20 protein-coding genes are annotated in these 20,377 nt (G+C 59.9%); 12 read left to right on the forward strand and 8 right to left on the reverse strand.

Translation table 11 applies throughout. The annotated features are described in order from the left end of the window. Positions 1-7 precede the first annotated feature (7 nt). The 3 genes from B8746_RS13465 to B8746_RS13475 are packed head-to-tail and all read right to left on the reverse strand — an operon-like array spanning position 8 to position 5,790. Positions 8-1,399 (reverse strand): efflux transporter outer membrane subunit, encoded by a 1,392-nt coding sequence (locus B8746_RS13465; protein ID WP_084394159.1) that lies wholly within the window; start codon positions 1,397-1,399, stop codon positions 8-10. Further along, the gene (locus B8746_RS13470; protein ID WP_084394160.1) at positions 1,396-4,536 is read right to left on the reverse strand and encodes an efflux RND transporter permease subunit; all 3,141 of its coding nucleotides are present in this window, start codon (positions 4,534-4,536) and stop codon (positions 1,396-1,398) included. The genes B8746_RS13465 and B8746_RS13470 overlap by 4 nt, the downstream gene beginning before the upstream one ends. Before the next feature lie 12 nt (positions 4,537-4,548). Beyond that, positions 4,549-5,790 (reverse strand): efflux RND transporter periplasmic adaptor subunit, encoded by a 1,242-nt coding sequence (locus tag B8746_RS13475; protein WP_198943730.1) that lies wholly within the window; start codon positions 5,788-5,790, stop codon positions 4,549-4,551. Positions 5,791-5,933: 143 nt separating this feature from the next. Between B8746_RS13475 and B8746_RS13480 the strand changes: the two genes are divergently transcribed. Both B8746_RS13480 and B8746_RS13485 read left to right on the forward strand, forming a co-directional pair. Further along, a complete protein-coding gene (locus tag B8746_RS13480; RefSeq protein ID WP_158084639.1) occupies positions 5,934-6,524 on the forward strand; it encodes a TetR/AcrR family transcriptional regulator in 591 nt (196 codons plus the stop codon). Positions 6,525-6,584: 60 nt separating this feature from the next. Next, positions 6,585-7,196 (forward strand): exopolysaccharide biosynthesis protein, encoded by a 612-nt coding sequence (locus B8746_RS13485; protein WP_084394162.1) that lies wholly within the window; start codon positions 6,585-6,587, stop codon positions 7,194-7,196. A gap of 1 nt (position 7,197) precedes the next feature. On the opposite strand, the gene B8746_RS13490 is transcribed toward B8746_RS13485, so the two are convergent. Then, positions 7,198-7,809: a TetR/AcrR family transcriptional regulator gene (locus B8746_RS13490; protein WP_084394163.1), complete on the reverse strand. Its 612-nt coding sequence runs from the start codon at positions 7,807-7,809 to the stop codon at positions 7,198-7,200. A gap of 211 nt (positions 7,810-8,020) precedes the next feature. Between B8746_RS13490 and B8746_RS17170 the strand changes: the two genes are divergently transcribed. From B8746_RS17170 to B8746_RS13520, 7 genes are all read left to right on the forward strand, one after another. Continuing rightward, complete coding sequence (locus B8746_RS17170) at positions 8,021-8,170, forward strand: hypothetical protein (RefSeq protein WP_158084640.1); 150 nt, start codon at positions 8,021-8,023, stop codon at positions 8,168-8,170. Positions 8,171-8,338: 168 nt separating this feature from the next. Further along, positions 8,339-10,333 (forward strand): outer membrane protein assembly factor BamB family protein, encoded by a 1,995-nt coding sequence (locus tag B8746_RS13495; protein WP_084394164.1) that lies wholly within the window; start codon positions 8,339-8,341, stop codon positions 10,331-10,333. A gap of 4 nt (positions 10,334-10,337) precedes the next feature. Then, positions 10,338-10,832 carry a hypothetical protein gene (locus B8746_RS13500; RefSeq protein ID WP_084394165.1) on the forward strand — a complete coding sequence of 165 codons (495 nt, stop codon included), beginning with the start codon at positions 10,338-10,340 and terminating at the stop codon, positions 10,830-10,832. A gap of 100 nt (positions 10,833-10,932) precedes the next feature. After that, on the forward strand, positions 10,933-11,586 hold the full coding sequence (locus tag B8746_RS13505) for a HupE/UreJ family protein (RefSeq protein WP_373289849.1): 654 nt from the start codon (positions 10,933-10,935) through the stop codon (positions 11,584-11,586). Continuing rightward, entirely contained in the window at positions 11,583-12,131 is a 549-nt protein-coding gene (locus B8746_RS13510) for a hypothetical protein (protein WP_084394167.1), read from the forward strand. The genes B8746_RS13505 and B8746_RS13510 overlap by 4 nt, the downstream gene beginning before the upstream one ends. A gap of 3 nt (positions 12,132-12,134) precedes the next feature. Further along, the gene (locus B8746_RS13515; RefSeq protein ID WP_084394168.1) at positions 12,135-12,704 is read left to right on the forward strand and encodes a DUF6644 family protein; all 570 of its coding nucleotides are present in this window, start codon (positions 12,135-12,137) and stop codon (positions 12,702-12,704) included. Between the two features lie 5 nt (positions 12,705-12,709). Next, positions 12,710-13,387, forward strand: coding sequence for a DUF6644 family protein (locus tag B8746_RS13520; protein ID WP_084394169.1), 678 nt, complete (start codon positions 12,710-12,712; stop codon positions 13,385-13,387). Between the two features lie 106 nt (positions 13,388-13,493). Here the strand turns inward: B8746_RS13520 and B8746_RS13525 are convergent, their stop codons facing one another. From B8746_RS13525 to B8746_RS13540, 4 genes are all read right to left on the reverse strand, one after another. Next, positions 13,494-13,982, reverse strand: a complete 489-nt coding sequence (locus B8746_RS13525) for a DUF6152 family protein (protein WP_084394261.1) — start codon at positions 13,980-13,982, stop codon at positions 13,494-13,496. 64 nt (positions 13,983-14,046) lie between these two features. After that, the gene (locus B8746_RS13530; protein WP_198943732.1) at positions 14,047-15,084 is read right to left on the reverse strand and encodes a hypothetical protein; all 1,038 of its coding nucleotides are present in this window, start codon (positions 15,082-15,084) and stop codon (positions 14,047-14,049) included. Beyond that, a complete protein-coding gene (locus tag B8746_RS13535) occupies positions 15,081-15,938 on the reverse strand; it encodes a hypothetical protein (RefSeq protein WP_084394170.1) in 858 nt (285 codons plus the stop codon). The genes B8746_RS13530 and B8746_RS13535 overlap by 4 nt, the downstream gene beginning before the upstream one ends. Before the next feature lie 177 nt (positions 15,939-16,115). Beyond that, the gene (locus B8746_RS13540; RefSeq protein ID WP_084394171.1) at positions 16,116-16,508 is read right to left on the reverse strand and encodes a hypothetical protein; all 393 of its coding nucleotides are present in this window, start codon (positions 16,506-16,508) and stop codon (positions 16,116-16,118) included. 154 nt (positions 16,509-16,662) lie between these two features. On the opposite strand from B8746_RS13540, the gene doeB2 reads away from it, so the two are divergent. The 3 genes from doeB2 to doeA are packed head-to-tail and all read left to right on the forward strand — an operon-like array spanning position 16,663 to position 20,377. Further along, positions 16,663-17,880: a N(2)-acetyl-L-2,4-diaminobutanoate deacetylase DoeB2 gene (gene doeB2, locus B8746_RS13545; protein ID WP_084394172.1), complete on the forward strand. Its 1,218-nt coding sequence runs from the start codon at positions 16,663-16,665 to the stop codon at positions 17,878-17,880. Positions 17,881-17,918: 38 nt separating this feature from the next. Next, positions 17,919-19,142: an aspartate aminotransferase family protein gene (locus B8746_RS13550; RefSeq protein WP_084394173.1), complete on the forward strand. Its 1,224-nt coding sequence runs from the start codon at positions 17,919-17,921 to the stop codon at positions 19,140-19,142. Then, positions 19,139-20,377, forward strand: coding sequence for an ectoine hydrolase (gene doeA / locus B8746_RS13555; protein ID WP_084394174.1), 1,239 nt, complete (start codon positions 19,139-19,141; stop codon positions 20,375-20,377). The genes B8746_RS13550 and doeA overlap by 4 nt, the downstream gene beginning before the upstream one ends.

Genomic DNA, 20,377 nt, shown 5'->3' on the forward strand with positions numbered 1-20,377 from the left:
CGTCAGATTAATTCTCTGGCCAGGTGCCAAGAGCCCTGTAAAGCGCGATGATATTGAGGTTGCGGGTCAGCTCCGCCTGAATGAGCTGCTGGCGCGCATTATAATAGAGCTGCTGGGAATCGAGCACTGACAGATAATCATCCACGCCGACCTGGAAACGTTCTTCCGAAAGGTTGAGCGTGACCGACGTATCCTCGACCAGACGCGACAGCGCTTCGACGCGCTCATCAATCGTGCGCGCGACGGCCAGAGCATCAGCGGTGTCGCGAAACGCCAACTGGATCGCCTGCTCATAGGCAGCCACGGCAATGTCGCGCTGGGCCTGCGTCACATCGAGATTGGACTGGCGCGCACCACCGTCAAAGATCGGCAGTGAAACCGACGGCCCGAAACTGTATCCAGCGGATCCGTCAAAAAGGTCGGCGAGATCAGAACTCGCATAGCCGACACGGCCCGTCAGGGAAATGGTCGGGAAGAATGCGGCGCGCGCTGCACCGACATTGGCATTCGCCGCCATGAGCTGGCGTTCAGCCGACTGGACATCCGGTCGCTTTAGCAGGACGAGTGAGGACTGCTCGACCGGAATCGCATTGGCCAGAGGCGACGGCGTGAGCGCGGCGGCTTCATAGGTGTTGGCCGGCAGATCCGTACCGACAACAAGCCGCAGCGCGTTCAGGTCCTGCTCGACACGGGCGGCAAACTGCGCCGCTTGCGCGCGGGCTGTCTCCACACTGGCCGACGCCCGGCGGACATCGAGTTCAGTGGCAACACCCGCCTGGAAAAGCTCATCGGTGAGACTGCGAGATTCCGATTGAACCTCAACCGTGTCTTCAGCAAGCGCCAGCAGCGCCTTGTCGGCGGCCAGCTGCATCCAGAGTTCACCGACCGTCGCAGCAATCGCGATCTTTGCGGCCCGCTCGCCTTCTTCGCTGGCAAAATATGACTGGAGCGCAGCCTCGTTCAGGCTGGCGACACGGCCGAACAGGTCGAGTTCGTAGGCCGTGACACCGAGCTGCGCGCTCACACTATCACTGAACCCGCCAGCACCGGAACCACTATCAAACGTGCCGCCTTCCGTGAGGTTGCCGGAGGCCGACACGGTCGGCAGACGCTGCGCTTGCGTAATGCCATAGCGTGCCCGCGCGAGTTGGACATTGGCGGCGGCGATCCGAAGGTCCCGATTCTGGTCGAGCGACAGCTCGACAAGCTGGCGAAGGTCATCGGACAGAAACACATCCTGCCAGACCAGCGGCTGCACTTCGCTGCCCGCAGCGTCGAGAACCGGTAGCGCTGCCGGTATTGGTGCAGCCGGGCGCTCATAAGGCTCCTCGATAAGCTGGCAGGCTGCAACCATGACCAGCGAGGAAACGGCTGCGAAAAATCTGGAAGATCCGGTCATGCGTGCACTTTCTGCGATTGCGATGGCTTGCGCCCGAAGGCCGACCCGATTGTACGGACAACAACGTAAAACAAAGGTGCAAAAAGCAAGCCGAAGAGCGTCGCGGCGATAACACCGCCGAGCACGGCCGAACCAATCGCGACCCGGGCCGCAGCCCCTGCCCCCGAGCTGAGCGCCAGAGGCAACACGCCGAAGCCAAAAGCAAAGCTCGTCATCACGATTGGCCGGAAGCGCATGCGCACGGCTTCAAGCGTGGCTTCCACCAGCGCCTTGCCCTGCTCTTCAAGGCCCTTCGCAAATTCAACGATCAGGATGGCATTCTTCGACGCAAGTCCGACCGTGGTCAGCAGGCCGACCTGTAAGAACACATCATTGGCGAGCCCACCAAGGTGCGCCGCGATCATCGGACCAGCCACACCGAGCGGCGCCACTAAAAGCACTGCAATTGGAACCGTCCAGCTCTCATAGAGCGCAGCGAGGCAGAGGAAGACGAACAGGATCGATATGACATAGAGCAGCGTTGCCTGATTGCCCGATTCTCTTTCCTGCGCGCTAATCCCGGACCATTCCGATGAGAAACCACCCGGCAGCTGCGAAATCAGCTCTTCCATCTTGTCGAGGGCGGCTCCAGAGCTCTGACCCGGCGCGGGCTGGCCCTGAATATTGACGGCTGGCAAGCCATTATAGCGTTGCAGCTGTGGTGAGCCGTAGCTCCATTCGGTTGATACAAGCTCCTCGAGCGGCGTCATTTCCCCGCTGGCATTGCGAACCTGCCAACTGGACAGGTCTTCCGGCTGCATGCGGTACGGTGCATCGCCCTGCACATAGACGCGCTTGATGCGACCGCGATCAAGAAAGTCATTCACATAGGTCCCACCGTAACCGACGGCCAGAAGACTGGTAATGTCGGATGGCGACACGCCATAGGCCTGCGCCTTCTGATAATCGACATCAATCTTGAATTGCGGGCTGTCCTCAATACCATTCGGCCTGACGCCCATCAGTTCCGGGCTCTGGCTCGCCATGCCGAGAAGCTGGTTGCGTGCATTGAGAAGCGCTTCATGTCCTGCGCCCGATGCATCCTGCAGATAGAGATCAAAACCGCTGGAATTGCCCAGTTCGCGGATCGGCGGAGGCACAATGGCGAAAATGCGTGCATCGATATTCTGAGAAAAGTGCGCGGATGCGCGCCCGGCAATCGCTTCGGCAGACTGGCTCGGATCTGGACGTTCAGACCAGTCCTTCAATGCACCGAAGGCAATACCGTTGTTCTGCCCCTGCCCCGCAAAGCTGAAGCCCGATAGCACGAACATGCCCCCAATGTTCTCGCCCTCTTCTGTCTCGTAATAGTTGTAGACCTCGTCCATCACCGCGGACGTCCGCTCAAGGCTTGAACCGACGGGCAGCTGGACCAGAGTGATGAAATTTCCCTGGTCTTCCTGCGGCAGGAAGGAGGTTGGCAGGCGCGTGAAACCAACAGCCACGAGCGCCACCAGCACCGCAAAGACACCCATGAATATCCAGCGCCGACTGACAATCCGCTGCACGGTGGCCGCATAGCCCGCACGGACCCGGTCGAAGCCATTGTTGAAAATTTCGACCGGGCGCCCCAGCAGGCCAGTCTTCTTCTCCGGGTCATGCTTCTTGAGCAAAGTTGCACAAAGAGCCGGCGACAGGATGATCGCAACCATCACCGATAGCGCCATCGCCGACACAATCGTCACAGAGAACTGGCGATAGATGACGCCGGCCGCGCCGGGGAAGAAGGCCATCGGTATGAAGACGGCGGAAAGGACCACCGCAATACCGACGAGCGCGCCTGTAATCTGGCGCATTGACTTGCGCGTCGCCTCTCGTGGCTCGAGACCATCTTCCTCGATAACCCGCTCCACATTCTCGACAACCACAATGGCATCATCGACGAGCAGGCCAATGGCAAGGACCAGGGCAAACATCGTCAGCACATTGATGGAGAAACCGAGCGTGAAAAGAACCGCAAATGTCCCAAGAAGGACGATTGGCACAGCGATCATCGGCACGAACGCCGCGCGGAAGCTCTGAAGGAAAACCAGGATAACCAGGAAGACCAGGAAAATTGCTTCGATGAGCGTCTTCTGCACTTCGTGTATGGATGTCTCGATAAAAGGCGTTGCATCAACCGGGAAGTTATACTCCATGTCCGGCGGGAATTCCTGTGAGAGCCGTTCGACCTCTGCCTTGACGGCTTCTGCGGTATCGAGCGCATTGGCACCGGTCGCGAGGGAGACGGCAAACCCCGTCGACGGGTATCCGTTATACCGTGCCCGGAATGAATAATTCTCCGCCCCCATTTCCACGCGCCCCACATCGCGCAGCCTCACGGAGCCGCCTTCCGGCGTCGTGAAGATCAGGAGGTCCCTGAACTCTTCGGGCGTCGTGAGGAGTGACTGCAGCGTGATGGTCGCATTGATTTCCTGCCCTTCGACAGATGGCGCTCCACCAAGCGCGCCCGACGCCACCTGGGTGTTCTGCGCGCGGATCGCCGCAATGATATCGGCGGGCACAAGGTTGAATTCCGTCAGCTTGTTGGGATCAAGCCAGATCCGCATCGCATATTGGGATCCGAACAACTGAACGCTGCCGACCCCGTCGATCCGGCTGATCGAGTCGTAGATATAGGAGCGGACATAGTCCCCAAGGTCGGTCTGGTCGAATGTCGAATTCGGTGAATAGACCGCAGTGATCAGCAGAAAGCTGGAATTTGCCTTGTTAACGCTCACCCCCTGACGCTGGACCTGTTCTGGCAGGAGCGGCGTCGCAAGCGAAACCTTGTTCTGAACCTGCACCTGCGCGACGTCCGGGTCCGTGCCCGTTTCAAAGGTCAGCGTGATGGTGGCCTGGCCGGATGAACTGGACGAGGCAGTGATATAGTCCAGTCCATCGAGCCCGGTCATCTGCTGCTCAATAACCTGCGTTACCGAATCTTCGACAGCTTTTGCCGAGGCACCAGGATAGATGGCGTTCACACTGATCGTTGTCGGTGCGATGTCGGGATATTGCGACACCGGCAGGGACCGCAGCGACATGATACCTGCCAGCATGACAATGATGGAGATCACCCATGCAAAGACAGGGCGATCAATGAAGAAATTGGCCATTATGGCGTTCCGTTATTCTGGGGAGATACCGGTGGAGTCGCCGGACAGCGAAGCGAGGCTGGCGCCGTCCGCATTGATTGCCTGAACCGGGGCACCGGCTCTCACACTCTGCAAACCTTCCACAATGACCGCATCACCGGGCGACAACCCGTCAGTCACGATCCAGTTCGAGTCGCTCGACTCCTGGATTTTGATGGGACGTTGCTCTGCCACGCCATCCTTTGCAACAAAGACATAAGCGTCGCCCCTCGGTGTGCGCTGCACAGCACGCTGCGGGACGAGATAGACGTTTTCATATGAGCCTGCCGCAAATTCGGCTTTAAGGAACATGCCCGGCAGGAGCAGGTCGTCCGGATTGGGAACCTGCGCCCTTACGATCACGGTGCCGGCTTCCTGGTCGACGCTCACTTCGGTGAACTCGATGTGCCCGCGATGCTCGTATTGTGTGCCATCCTCAAAATGCACAGTCACCGGCACGCTGGCGGTGTCTCCGACCGTGCGGATCTTCCCGGTCGCGACATCCTGTTTCCAGCGCAGGACTTCCGTACTTGCAGCTGTCATGTCGATATAGATCGGATCGAGCTGCAGGATCCGCGCGAGGGGGGTCGCCTGGTTGGCCGTCACAAGTGCGCCCTGCGTTACCGAAGAGCGACCAATCTGGCCGTCAATTGGCGCACGAACCTGCGTGCGGGCAAGATCAATCCGCGCGCGCTCCAGTGCGGCACGCTGGATACCCACTTCGGCAGCCGCCTGTTTCGCGGCGGCCACAGCCTCATCATAAGATTGCTGGCTGACCGCATTGATATCGGCGAGGCGTTCGAACCGACGTGCCGTTTCCTGCGCGGTCGCTGCGGAGGCCTCGGCCCTCGCAAGAGCGGCCTTCGCGCTTTCGACGGCGGCGTGATACTCAGCGGCGTCGATCTGGTAGAGCGGCTGGCCCGCCTTCACCTGCTCACCTTCTGTGAAGAGACGGTTCTGGATGAGGCCCGTAACCTGCGGCCGGATTTCTGCCTGCGCAAATGGCGTGGTGCGCCCCGGCAGGACGCGCACGCTGCCAACCGATTCCGGTTGCGCTTTCATGACCTCGACGCGCGCAGCCTGCGGCTGCATCTGCTGTCCGACCGCACCGGCGCTGGCATTGTCGCCGCCACAGGCACTGAGCGCCAGTAGCGATACACCACCAATCAGTCCGGCCAGGGCACGGCGCATGGTGACGCGGCCCGGAACAATCTGGGAGGAAACCGGGAGGAGCATATGTTGTCCTTCTTCACGCAGGTCCGCCAGCATTCTGGTCTGAACACGCGCTTGCTTTTATAGAATGAACGTTCTATCTAATGGTGCGCCGCAACATGTCAAGACACGAGAAGGTGGATTTAGTGCAAAAGGCACACAAAACGATGACAGGGGCCGAGAAACGCCGCGAGGCGCGCCGCGATCAGGTGCTGGATGCGGCGTCAGCCTGTTTCGTCGAACATGGGTTTCACGGAGCCGGAATGGCGAAAGTCGCCAAGAAGGCGCAGATGAGCGTCGGTCACATCTACCATTATTTTGAAAGCAAGGAAGCGATCATCGCGGCCATAGTTGATCGCGAATCTGAACTGGCTGTCGAACGCTTTGCAGAACTTTACGCCCTGCCAAGCGATGAGATTGCAGCGGCCATGATCAACCGCGCCGAGGACATCGTGGTCACCAAGTCGGACGCTTTCCAGTCTGCGCTCAATCTGGAAATCCAGGCCGAAGCGCAAAGAAATCCCCACATCGCCGCCATCCTGCAGGAACACGACAAGAAAATCCGCGGCCTGTTCTCCAATATCCTGAATACCAAGCTTGGCCTCACTGACGCCGATGCCCGGACAGAACTTCTCATGTCCCTGTTCGGGGGTCTCGCCTCCCGCGTCCTGCGCAATCCGGGCCTGAAGCGGGAGAAGCTCATCCCCCTCTTCCAAAGTCTGATGCATAATCTTCTGAACGAGCCAGCGAACGCGTGAACCAAATGGCGGCTTGCGGGTTAGTGATCTGACGAAACTGACAAAAGTACTGCTCTGCATATGACCGCTTCGACTGACGATCCTCTGGAAAATGTCCTCGACCGCGCCATCAAGGAAACTGATGGCGACAAGGTATCATTTGGTGACCTGCTGGACATGTTCGGGCACCGTTCATTCGGGCCCGTAGTGGCCCTTCTGGGCCTGATCGCGGTCATTCCGCCAGTTGGAGGCATTCCGGGTCTGCCGGCAGCCATCGGCCTGATCATCCTCCTGTTCAGCGCCCAGATCGTCTTCGGGGCCAGCCACATATGGGTGCCTGATTTCATCGAGAATCTGTCGATCGAGAAGGAGAAATTGCGAAAGGCAGAGGACCGCTGGAGCAAGTGGCTGAAACGCATCGACCGACTCATCTCCGAACGTATGGACTTTCTCACCGGCGGCTGGGCGGTCTATATCGCCGCCATCCTCATCAGCGTGCTCGCCATACTGATGATTCCGCTCGAACTCGTGCCCTTTGCCGCCGCCGCTCCCGGCGTCGCGATCATGGTATTCGGTCTCGCCTTCGTGGCACGCGACGGCGTTCTCATGCTGATCGGATATGCGACGTCAGCGATTGCCATTGGCCTGGCCATCACGCTCGTTCCCTGGGGAACGGTCGCGGGCTGGTTCTAGCCTAGTTCCTGGGCACAATCAGGTGCGAGCAGAGCTTTTCTGCAAGATCGACCGTCTCGACCGCCTCGGCTACAAGATCGATGTCGCCCTGGTCATAGCGGCGCTGCACATACGCACTGCCTGACAGCAGCATGCCGGCCACCAGTCGCGGCATCCCCCCCGTCTCGCCCGGCATGCCGAAATCGATCGCAAGCAGTTCGCAGAGGCGGTCTTCATACTGAACCCTGATCCGCGACAGCTCGCCGAGAATGGACGGGTTGGCATGACGGGTCTGGATAAACTCACGATATGAAAAACTGCCGCTCGCGACCAGCCGGCCATAAGACCATTTCAGCCAGTCCCTCCACACCTCGAATGCGGTGGCATTCGGATCGCGCTCCTCAAGCCTCTCCGAAAACAACGTATAAAAGTAGTTGTCGCCCGCGCTTGCGAGTTCCTGCTTGGTGGCGAAGTGACGATACAGGGTCTGCACATGAACACCGGCAGCTTCGGCAATTTCATCAAGCGTCGCATCGTCATAGCCTTTTGCAAAAAACACAGACTGCGCGGCGCGCACCAGCTTGCGGCGCGTCTCTGCCTTCCGTTTTGATCTCAAAGGGTATTTGACCGGCATAAGCTTTCCTAAATTCACGTCTCACCCAATTCCGACAACCTTTTCAGGGCAGGATCCGGAATTCATCAAGTCATCGTGCGTTAAAGCACTCGGGCGGAATGTTAACCATCTGTTGCAGTTGTTCCTTGGAACACTTGGCGAGTATTCCTGTTTTATATGCAGAGATTGAGCCATGACAAAAACTGCTAACATACGCACGAGACGAAATGGAATGACCGAGCCGCGTCAAAAGCGCCGGGCATTTCAGTCCGCCATGTCGAAAGGCCTGAAGTCGGCCTACAAGCCCGACGCCAATGGTCCACTCATGGATGAGTTCATGTCTCTCCTGGAAGAAGCCGACCGTCAGGCATCCAAGGCCTGACCGCACTGCGCCCGTCGAGTTCAGCCACCCCTCCAGACCGTCACACCTCCCCGCCTTGAGGCTCGAAGGCAAGCTTTGCTGTTGACTTGCGCGTGCCATGTCATATCGATAAATGTAGATAACTACAATTAAGCAGGTTGGCAAACAACCAGCGGGAGGAATCGAACCATGGCGCAAATTGCAAAGCTCGCAATGCTGCGAGCCTGTGAGGCCGACGCCGATATATCCATGCCTTTCCGTGCGTTTGGCTCATTCGGCCTGCTGTTTACAGCAACGGTCCTCGCGGCCTGCTCCCCTCAGTCTTCTTCTGGCGCGGCCAGTGAAACCGGGACTGCCGAAGTTCCGCGCACAGAACATGTCTCGGCCGCCAGCGATCCTCATCCCGGCGCCGAAATCTACGCGCAACGCTGCGCCGCCTGCCATGACAATCCGGAGGCGACCCGCTCCCCCTCCCTTGAGGCCCTTCAGGGGATGGCACCGTCGCAGATCACCTTTTCGCTGACCTCGGGCAAGATGCAGGCGCAGGCCGCCGGCCTGGACGATGAGGATATCCGCAATGTCGTCACCTTCCTCGCTGGCACGCCAGACGATGACTATGAGACCGCGCAATCTGCCATGTGTGAGGACACATCGATCTCCTTCGACAAGACCTATGTCGAGCGCTGGGGACCCGACCTCGCAAATACCAGATATTACGGCCCGGAGCGCAGTTCGCTTGGCAAGGATGACATGGCAAACTTGGAAGTCGCGTGGACGCTCGGCCTGCCCGGCGCATCCGATGTTCGCGGCTATCCCGTCATTACAGAAGACACGGTATTTGTCGGCGCATCCTCAGGCCACATCTTCGCGGTAGACCGCGAAACAGGCTGCACGAAGTGGCACAATGAAATCGGAGTGAATGTGCGCTCATCACTGACCCTTGGCGAGGTAAGCGGCGCGCCCGCCATCTTCTTCCAGGAAGGCTCGACAAATGTGTTCGCCCTGGATGGCGCCACCGGCGAAGTGCTGTGGAGCGCCAGGGCGGGCGTCTTGCCACAAAATATGGGAACCGCCGCTCCGGTTCAGGCCGGCGACAAGCTGATCGTGCCGCTTTCCGCCATCGATGTCGCAGCCGCTGGTGATCCGAAATATGAGTGCTGCAAGGGCCATGGAGCTGTTACGGCGCTGGACGCCAATACTGGCGAGCGTCTCTGGGCCACTCACATGACCGAGAATGCAGAGCCGACCACCCTGTCTTCTGTCGGTACGCAGCTCTACGGCCCATCCGGCGCACCGGTCTGGACGACCCCAACCCTCGACCTTGAAAAGAACCGTATCTACTTCGGCACCGGCGAAAACACGTCGGCACCAGCGACCGACACAAGCGATGCCATCTTTGCGCTCGACCTCGATACTGGTGACATCCTGTGGAGCTATCAGGCAACCGAACAGGACATGTTCAACATGGCGTGCGGCGGCTTCGGCAGCGGCGGGCCCAACTGCCCCTCCCCGCGCGGCCCCGATGTCGACTTTGGCGGCGCCATCACGCTAACCAGGCTTGCGGACGGTACGGATGTTCTCGTGGGTGGCCAGAAAGCCGGCGTGGTGCATGTACTCAACGCTGACACGGGCGAGCTGATCTGGAAGACCCGCATTTCCGCCGGCTCAGCCCTGGGCGGGATCCATTGGGGTCTTACCGTTGCAAATGGTGTGATTTACGCGCCATCCTCCGACCCCGACTTTCCCCTCCCCAATTACACTCCCAGGCCCGGGCTCTACGCGCTGGACCTGCAAACCGGGGATATCATCTGGAGCCATGCTGCCAGTCGCGATTGTGCCGAAGGCGCACGTCCCGTCCGCCCCGGCGGGGATACCCCCTATCCCGATTGCGTGTTCCAGTACGGCTATTCAGCGGCCCCGGCATCGAATGACGAACTCGTCTTCATCGGCGCGCTCAATGGCATGATGCGCGCCTTTGATGCCGAAACGGGAGAGGTCGTCTGGGAGTACGATACGGTACGGGCCTATGACGCGGTGAACGGCGTCGAGACCCATGGCGGCGCCATCGACAATTCCGGGCCATCACTGGCAGGCGACATGCTGTTTGTCCCGTCCGGCTATGCCGCTTTCGGACAGATGCCAGGCAACGCCTTCATTGCCTTCCGCGCCGCACAGGGAGACTGACCCAATGACCATCAAGGACCTTCTCATGTCCGCAGCGATCGTCGGCATGCTGGCGACGACGGCAGCCTGCTCCGGCGAGAATGGCACCGAAACCAGCCCGGACGACGATCACGCTGGCGAACCGGCCCATGTCGTCGCCATGCACGACTTCATGAATGAGGAACTGGACGTCGTTGCTGACAAGATCTGGGATCATCAGGGTTACATCATCACCGTGGAAGGCGAGGAAAGTCTCTTCCCGACCACGGATGAGGGCTGGCAGGCCGTCGCTGACGCAGCCGACGAGATGGCCGCCCTTTCAGAAGTCCTCGCCACCGAGACATACAGTCTCGGAGAGCAGGACTGGGTCACCTATTCAGAAGGTCTTGCCGTGGCAGCCGGTCAGGTGAAGGACGCTGCATTGGCGCAGGATGAAGAGGCGGTGTTCGAGGCTGGCGGCCTCATGTACCGCGTCTGCCGTTCCTGCCATGAGCGCTTTCGCACGTACGGAAAAAGCTGACGACCATGCCCAGCCTGGTCACTTATCCCCCACATCAGGGTTTCCTCCCAGTTCCAACGCGAATGGTGGGATTGTTTGCCTGCCTGCTGTTCGCACTGATGTGGGGGATTTTTTTCCAGCTGTCGCGCATGACGTTTCGCAATCAAACGCAAGGTTCGTCGAAGGGGTCAGCGGCCCGGCCCCTTTCCCGTTCCTCTATCTTGGCGCCAAGCACATGGTCACTGGCCTGGACCATGTCTTCTTCCTGATCGGTGTCGTCTTCTTCCTGAGGAAGTTTCGCGACATCGTCACCTATGTTTCGCTGTTCACGCTCGGACATAGCCTGACCCTGCTTGTCGGCGTCCTCGCAAATGTGTCGGTAAGCGTCTTCCTGATCGACGCATTGATCGGCCTCTCGGTGGTCTACAAGGCCTTCGAAAATCTGGGCGGGTTCAGGAAGCTTTTTGGCGGCAGTGTCGATATGCGCGCAGCCGTGTTCGGCTTCGGCCTGTTTCACGGCCTCGGCCTTGCGACGAAGCTGCATGCCCTGTCGATGGACGATAACGGCCTCCTCCTGAACCTGATCTCTTTCAATATCGGCGTGGAGATCGGCCAGGTGCTCGTCCTGCTGCTTGTCGTCTGGCTGCTGAACATCTGGCGCACTTCGCCTCGCTTCGAGACACATGCCTGGTACGCAAACATCGCTCTGATGATGGGCGGTTTCGTGCTGATCGGCCAACACCTCACTGGCTACTTCATGGAGGGCGCCGCGTGAGCGATCAAACAGAAGACCGCAAACTGATCTGGCCGGTTCTCGCCAGTCTCGGCGGCGCAGCCCTCCTGCTTGTGCTTTGGATCCTGCCAGCAGAGTTCGGCATCGACCCGACCGGCTTTGGCAAGCTGACGGGCCTCACCAGTCTGGCCGCGGAAGATGAACGCGCCTTCGAGGCAGCAGACGCAAGTCCTGTAACCATCAATGAGAGCTTCGAACTCCTCGGCTTTGAGTCGCTCGAATACAAGCTCGATCTCAAGGAGCATGCCGGCGTCGTCTTCGGATGGAAGGCGTCCGCGCCACTGCATTTCGACATGCACGCCGAGCCTTCCGGCGGTGAAGAGGGCGAAGCCTATTCCTATGCGACCGGTGACGCCAGGCGGCAGGACGGAACCTACATCGCCGAATTCCAGGGCGAGCATGGCTGGTACTGGGCCAATGAGACGGCTGAACCGGTCACCGTGGAACTGACCGCCACCGGCTTCTTCGCCGCCACGACGCTGTACCGGGATGGCAATGCCATTCGGCGATCCATGCCAAAGGAGTAAGGGATGAGAGACTTCTTCCTCTGGATGAACGAGACGCCCTGGAGTGTGGCGCTTCGCGAGTCCTTCTATGTCTGGCCGATACTGGAAGCCAGTCACGTCATGACGCTCATGCTGTTCGTTGGCACGATCATCATGGTCGATCTCAGAATGCTGGGCCTCGTCTACCGGAACGTGCCGCTGTCAGAGATGGACAGACGTATCCTGCCGCTGACGGTCGCTGGCTTTATCCTGCTCGTCATCACGGGACTGCTGCTCTTCTACGCCAAGCCGCTTGTCTATTATCACAGTCTCTTCTTCCGGCTGAAAATCCTGCTGATTGTCGCCGCAATGATCAACATCCTCGTCTATCACTTCCGGATCCAGAAAGACATGGCGGCCTGGGACAGCGATCCCAAACCGCCCCGGAGCGCCCGGATATCGGCTGCCATCTCCCTCTCGGCGTGGGTCTTTGTCGTGATCACCGGGCGGATGATCGCCTATGACTGGTACAATTGCGAAAAGCTTGACCCGAATGGCGTGATGAGCGCCCTCGCCGATTGTCCCCCCATCGAATTTGCAGACGTGACGGAGTAAGCGCCATGGCCACATGCTATTATGAAGGCGAGCCGTATGATTGCTCCTTCACCGACAAATACTTCCTTCCGATCGCCGACAGCATTGACCAGTCCACAATCGCCATGGCCGTCAAGGATTCCATGCTTATCGTGCCCTGGGCCGGATGCTTCCACCTGCTCTCGCTTGCGCTGCTCGGCGGCGCGATCATCATGGCGGACCTGCGCGTTATCGGCCCCGGCCTGCACTCCCAATCACCCCAGAGCCTGAACCGCAGGATGCAGCCCTTTCTGATAGCGGCGCTTGCCGTCCTGGTCCTGAGCGGCGTGATGCTGGCGCTTGGAGAAGTGATGAAGCTCTTCTACAGCCCGCCCTACTGGGTGAAGATGGCGACCCTTGTCAGTGCGGTCCTCTTCACCTTCGGCACACGCGACAGCCTGATCAGGAATAATGGGAGGCTGACACCACTCGCCATTGTCTTCGGTCTTGTGTCTCTCCTCCTCTGGGGCTGGGTCTTCATTGCCCTGACGAGCCTGCTCGCCCGCGTCGCCTTCCTGATCATGATCGCAGGACTGGGCATTCTGGTCTGGCTTTCGGGCCGCAGCGCCGACTCCATGCCGCTCATGGCAAGGCTAGGGTCAGCCACAACCATCGCCCTTTGGATGACGACTGCTGTCGCCGGTCGCTGGATCGCCTTCTGGTAAGCGGCAAAGGTTTCGCACTGGATTGGCGCGCAGCCGCCATCAACCAATAAAAGAAGCCGCCCCGGATTCGAGGCGGCTTTGATACATTCGGCTACTGGGAGCCGTCTTACATGTCTTCGGAGTCAGGAAGCTCTGTCGTGACCGGCCCGCGTTCGCGCGGGTCGGTGCCGTCACGAGGCGCGCCTGTGCCGCTGGAGCCCATGAAGATCTTTTCGCCATTCGACAATGTGATGTCGCGGCCATTGGCCTTGCAGGCCGGCGCACACAGTCGGTCCTTCGACTGGTAGCCACGCACGATGATCGGCGTGCCCGGCGTCAATGACCGCTTGTTGAGGCCGGCGCGCAGAAGCGTGTTCGGCGTGCCGCCTTCGACCATCCAGGCCGTCGTTTCTTCACTGCCTTCTTCCTCGGCCGCGAGATGGATCCAGGTGTGCGGGTTGACCCACTCCACCTTGGTGACCTCTCCGCGCAGGAGAACCGGCGCATCGGCATCGAATTCCGCAGAGAAGGCGTGGTGGGCACTGGCTGCCCCGACAATCGCGAGAGCACCAGCCGCAACACCGGCAAGGGCGTAGAGCTTGTTGTTCAGTTTCATATCAATGTCTCCCATTGGTTCAGATGGTGTACGGCAGGGCTTGCTGACCCCACCGCCTGCCTTCTCACTTCGAGCCGCCGGCTGATGCCGCTTCCTGTTCTTCCCGGCGAGCGCCGGCCAGGATGCCCGGAAGCGAATAGTTCGCCTCGTGGCATGCATACTCGTAAATTGGCCCTTCCGATTTGCGGAGGATCATCTCCCCCTTCCACGTCTGGGTGAAGATTTCGGGGTCCTCGACCCAGAATTCGTAAAAGATTTCATCGCCCGATATCCGCGTAAAATGCTCTGTCACTTTCGCGTCTGGCGACATGTACAGGCGGTGCCGCGTTGCCGCGCGCAGCGAAATGTCAGGCTCGAAATTTGTCGTCTCGACAACCAGCGTATCGCCGTCCCAGTACCCCACCGAATCGCCGAGCCACTGGTCCATCACGTCCGGCCGGTGTTCCTCATTGAGGCGGATCATCCGGGTCTGGTGATTCATCTCGACAAGGATCGCCACCTTGTCCGGCGCCTGAACGATCTGGTAGTTGTTATTGTACAGAACATTCAGCATCGGCGGACCGCCCGTTGAGCCGAACCCGACGGTGCACCGCTCTGCGGCCGCCCGCACTTCCGGATGATCAAAGTTCTCGCGCTGCTCTGCGAGCCGATCCTCGGCCAGCTTTCGGCCGGTTTCTGTGTAGGGCAGCTTGCCATCAGCGGGATCGACAATCCATGTGGAGCGATATTCACCCCGCACCTTGGCCAGCGAAGTCCCGAAGTCCATCCAGAAACGGTTGTAGCCGCCCACACCGTCGCCGCCAGCTTCGAGCGCCGGCGCATCCGGATCAGTTGGCTGATTGTCGGCTTCCGCAGATGCCTCAACCATGCCGGCCATAATGAGAGCCTGCTTCTCCGGCACCACGACTGCCATTCCCTCCGGCTTTTCCAGCGTCGTCAGCGATGCATTGGTCCAGATGCCCTGCATGTTCGGCGTACCATCCGGCATGCGCGGGGGTTCATAGTCCGTCTCGGGCGGTTCTGCCATTGCAGCAGGCGCGACCATGGCGGCGGCCATAGCGGTCGCGGAAGCAGCGAGCAGTGATTTCAGGGTGAGTCTCATTGCAGCGGCTCCTTACGCAGGTGCCCGTGGAGCTTTTCTTCCACGAATGGCACACAGTTGAAGTCCTCGATCCGGGCGTCATCGCCAATCAGACGATAGAGCGTCATCTCCAGCGTTACTGGCTCAGAGAAGGTGTCCGGATCCTCAATCGTTGCACTATACTCGATGTGGTGCTCGCCGACACGCGTGTAGCGCTCGGTGACCTTCGCCATCGCCGAATAATGGTTGCCTGCCCGGTCGAGCCAGGATGAGCCGTTTTGCGCTGTCACCTCGATCACGAACGTGTCGCCATCCCAATAGCCATAGGATTGCCCCATCCAGCTGTCGACCGGTGCCTCGCCCGGATCGGTCAGAAACACGTTCCGGACCGTGTTGGCATATTCGTAGACGATCAGCATCTGCTCATCATTCTGGATGATCTCGAAGGGGTACGGCAGATATGTGGCACGCGGCACACCCGGCATATAACAGAGCGCTTCGGGATCCCTGTTCGCCCAGTCGGCGACGTTTTCGGCTGCCTTTTCCGCGCCCCCCGGAAGGTAGGGCAGCGTCTGGCGTCCCTTGATCACGCTCGGCCCGGGCGGCACGGCACCGACCGCCCCCAACGCAAGGACATTCTTGGCTGGAACCGGTCCGAACGGCCCGTCCCGCAGCTGGTAGGCGTGCTGGGCATCATGGGCCTCGACATTGTCATTCGCTGTGTTCAGCACCTGCCAGACACCGGACAGGTCCCTGTAGACTTTGGCAGAGCTGTCGGCACTCGCCTGCAATGCCTGACCGTTTGCGGTCGGCTCGACGGCTGTGCACCCTGCCAGCAGGCCGGCTGCACCGACAGCCAGCACCAGATTTCGCATATTTTCCTCCCTGGAGCCCCAGATACCTGCGACCGTAGATGTTTGCGTACTTGTTCACCGACGGCGCGCTTCTTCTGCTGAGAAGCTGCGCTGCGTCCAACCAGTTAGTGATACCTGACTACAAAAATGTCAATTCATGAACTTGGCAGCGTCATGATTTCCTGATCGGACAGCGGGTCAGAATCTTTCAACGAGCGGATATCCGAACATCGCCTCCACCTCGTCGATCACGCAGGCGGCCTCTTTCACCAGGTCGATGTCGTCATTCTCGAAGCGTCTGATGACATAGGATGACCCGGCCATCAGCATGCCCGCCACCAGCCTTGGCTGGCTCACGCCTTCAGCGGGCATACCAAAACCCTTGGCCAGGGATTCGCAGAGGAGTGTTTCGTCGTCAGCCCGGATGGCGGCCATCTGGCCGAGAATGGACGGATTGGCGTGCCGGGTCCGGATATACCGGCGATAGCGATCATCGCCACCCTGCGTAAGGGACCGGAATGCGCGGCGAAGCCAGCTACACCAGAAGTCAAACGTGTTGCCCGTGCGCCCGGGGGCGAGACCTTCCGCCATGCCTCGTCAGCACTCGAACCCAAACCCTATACTGGTGCGACAGAATTTCCTGGCCTTGCCCCCGCCCTTCCCTGCCTGGATGTCCCCCTGCCAACCGGAAACATTCCACATGTGGGGCAGTTGATGTCTCACCCCGATCGCGTAGTGTGAGGCGATGGAAGACGTCGCCTTCAAGACCGGCAGCGGGGCAGCAGCCTCCGACTGGGCAGTGATACAGAAGGCCTCCGTCGATTTCCGGAGAAACCTTCATCGACGCCCCGAACTTCCCTGGCAGGAGATTGAGACAGCCGCCACCATTCGCGCCTCGCTCGACCGTCTCGGTATTCCCTGGAGAGTCTGCGCTGGCACCGGCACAGTAGCCCGGATCGCGCCGCTCGCACCGGGCCGTCATATCGGCCTGCGCGCGGACATTGACGCCCTTCCCATCCATGAGGCCAGCAGTCATGCCCATGTCTCGACCCATGATGGCTGCATGCATGCGTGCGGGCATGATGGCCACTCCGCCGCCCTGATGTCGACCGCCGCCTGGCTGAAGGCGCATGAAGCCGCGTTGCCGGGCCCGGTCACGTTGATCTTCCAGCCCGCTGAAGAAGGCGGGCATGGGGCGAAGAAAATGATCGAAGATGGCGCGCTTGAAGGGCTCGACGCGATCTTTGGCTGGCACAACTGGCCCGCTATTCCTTTTGGCAAGGCCGTCTGCCCGGACGGCGCCGTCATGGCCGGCAATGGCACATTCCGCATTCTTCTCAAGGGCTCTGGCGGCCATGCCAGCCAGCCGGAGAACACCCGCGACCCGGTTCTTGCCGCTGCCGCCGTCACCATGGCCCTGCAGCAGATCATATCGCGTCGCATCACGCCGCAGAATGCCGCTGTGGTCAGCGTCACCTCCATCGACGCGCCAAGTGGTGAGACTGTCATCCCGGACAGCGCCCGTCTCGCTGGCAGTATCCGTATCGCAAATCCATCCGATCGCGCCCGCATCGACGCCATGATCACTGAAATCGCAACCGCCCAGGCCGCCGCTTATGGAGTAGAGGCCGCGATCGAACTCTTTCCGCGCTATGACGCAACGATCAACGACGCCAACGCAGCCGAAACGATGCGCGCCGCCATTGCCGCGGACCTCGGAAACGACTGGCTGCATGAAGAGCTGCCAGTCCCGATCATGGCATCGGAGGATTTCTCTTACTATCTGAAGGAGTTACCGGGCGCCTTCGCACTGATTGGCGCAGATGACGGAAACGGGCATCATGAGCCCTGTCACAGCCCACGTTATGACTTCAATGACCGTCTCTTGCCCATTGTGACAAGAATCTACGCCCGCCTCGCCGGGGCACCCTTGCCACCCCAATCAACGTCTCAACAGGATTGAGGACACAGACACACGCATTTCCACAGAAGGAGAGAGATATGGAACTATTCGAACGCTGGGAGTCCGAGGTCCGGGGCTATAGCCGAGCCTACCCGACGGTCTTCAAAACAGCCTCGAATGCTCGGCAGGTCGACGAAGCCGGGAAGTCCTATCTCGATTTCTTTGGCGGTGCCGGCGTGCTGAATTTCGGCCACAATAATCCGAAGATGAAGGAAGCCATTATCGACTTCATACAGTCTGATGGCATTCCGCACAGCCTCGACATGGCTACGACCACCAAGCGTGAGTTCATGCAGGCCTTTGTCGACACGATCCTCAAGCCACGCGGCATGGATTACCGCATGCAGTTTACCGGCCCGACCGGCACGAACGCCGTCGAAGCTGCGCTGAAACTCGCCCGCCGCGTCACCGGACGTCGCCGCGTCATCGCCTTCACAAACGGCTTTCACGGCATGACGGTTGGTGCGCTGGCCGCTACCGCAAATGCATATTACCGAAACGCAGCGGGCATTCCGCTCCATTATGTCGAGCGCCTGCCCTTCATGCACCCGCTGGATGGCATGGACGAGACCTATGCTGATCCTTCGGCGGGATATGAGCCTCCAGCCGCCATCCTCGTTGAGGTGATCCAGGCCGAAGGCGGCGTAAATGTCGCCACAAAGGAATGGCTGCAAGCCATCCGCCAGTTCGCGAAGGATCGCGGCGCACTCTTCATCATTGATGACATCCAGGCCGGCTGCGGCCGCACCGGCTCCTATTTCAGCTTTGACGGCATGGACCTCGATCCCGACATCATCACCCTGGCCAAAGGCATTGGCGGCTTCGGCACGCCCCTCGCCATGAACCTCAACAAGCCGGAACATGACAAGCACTGGTCTCCCGGCGAACACACCGGCACCTTCCGCGGCCAGGGCATCTCCTTCGTCGCCGGCAAGGTCGCCATGGATTATTTCAAGGATGACAGCTTCATGGCCGAGGTCCGCCGCAAGGGCGAGGTCATGGCGTCACGGCTGCAGAAGATGGCACAGCCCGGCATGGAAGTGCGCGGCCGCGGCATGATGCAGGGCATCGACACAAAGGATGGCACTCTCGCCAAGAAGATTGTCGCCGAATGCTTCCGCACAGGCCTGCTTCTTGGCGGCTGCGGTTCGGAAGGCCGCGTGATCAAGCTGATACCGCCACTGACCATCGAGGATGCTGACCTCAATGAAGGGCTCGACCTGCTCGAGAAGGCAATGAATGCCGTTCTGGTGCCAGCATGAGACAGCGCGATGACATGACCTTCCCGCACGAGGAATATGTGCGGCGGCTCGAAGGCCTTCGACAACGCATGGATGAGCGCAATCTCGACGCCGTGGTGATCTCGGATCCCGAGAACATCATGTACATGACGGACTATCAGACGACCGGCTATTCCTTCTTTCAGGCGCTGGTCGTGCCGCGCGAAGGCGAGTGCTACATGGTCACGCGGAACATGGAGGAGTCCAACGTTCACGCCCGCACCTGGGTCAGCAAGACCCGGCCATTCGCAGATAATGGCGATGCCATCCAGACGCTCATCGACAGTTTCCGCGAAGCCGGTCTCAACAATTGTACCATCGGCTATGAGCGGAACTCATACTTCCTGCCGGCATACCAGCAGGACCGGATTCACTCTGCCTACACGACCGGACGGATGATGGACTGCTTCGGCATCGTCGAGGAAGGCCGCGCCTGCAAATCCAAACACGAAATCGAGATCATGAAAAAGGCCGCCCGCGCCACCCAGGCCGGCATGAAGGCGGGCATCGAGATCGCACGTCCCGGCATTACAGAGAACGAGATCGGCGCCGCCATTTCCGCCGCCATGTTCGAAGCAGGCGGCGAGCCCCCCGCCGTGATGCCCTATGTCACCTCCGGCCCGCGCTCCATGATCGGCCACGCCACCTGGGAAGGCCGCACCGTGCAGGAAGGTGAGCATGTCTTCCTCGAAGTCGGCGGCTGCTACCGGCGCTACCACACGGCCATGATGCGAACCGTCGTCATGCAGAAGAAACTGTCGTCCTCGATGGAAAGCGCCGAGCGCCAGATGAAAAAGGCGCTACGGGAGCTGCGCGACGCCGTACAACCGGGCCTCACGGTCTCAGACGCTGACAAGATCGTCCGCGACATCGTGAATGATGGCCGTCATGGCGGCTCGCTGATCACGCGGTCCGGCTATTCCATCGGTATCGCTTTTCCACCGAGCTGGGACGAAGGCTACATTCTCTCGCTCATGCAGGGCGACCCGCAGATTCTGAAGGAAGGCATGACCTTCCACATCATCCCATGGGTCTGGGGCGTGGATGGCGACAAGACGGTCGGCATCTCGGACACGTTCTACGTCACCGAGGATGGCTGCGAGAGCTTCTTCGACTTGCCAGAAGAGTTCACGCTCAAGCCGCCTGAGAAGTCGGCCGATACAAAGCCAAAACCAAAGCCCAAAAAGGCCACGAACGGCGAAGCTGTTACACAGTAA

Origin of the sequence: Henriciella pelagia (assembly GCF_002088945.1) — a bacterium.
Taxonomy (GTDB): Bacteria; Pseudomonadota; Alphaproteobacteria; order Caulobacterales; family Hyphomonadaceae; genus Henriciella; species Henriciella pelagia.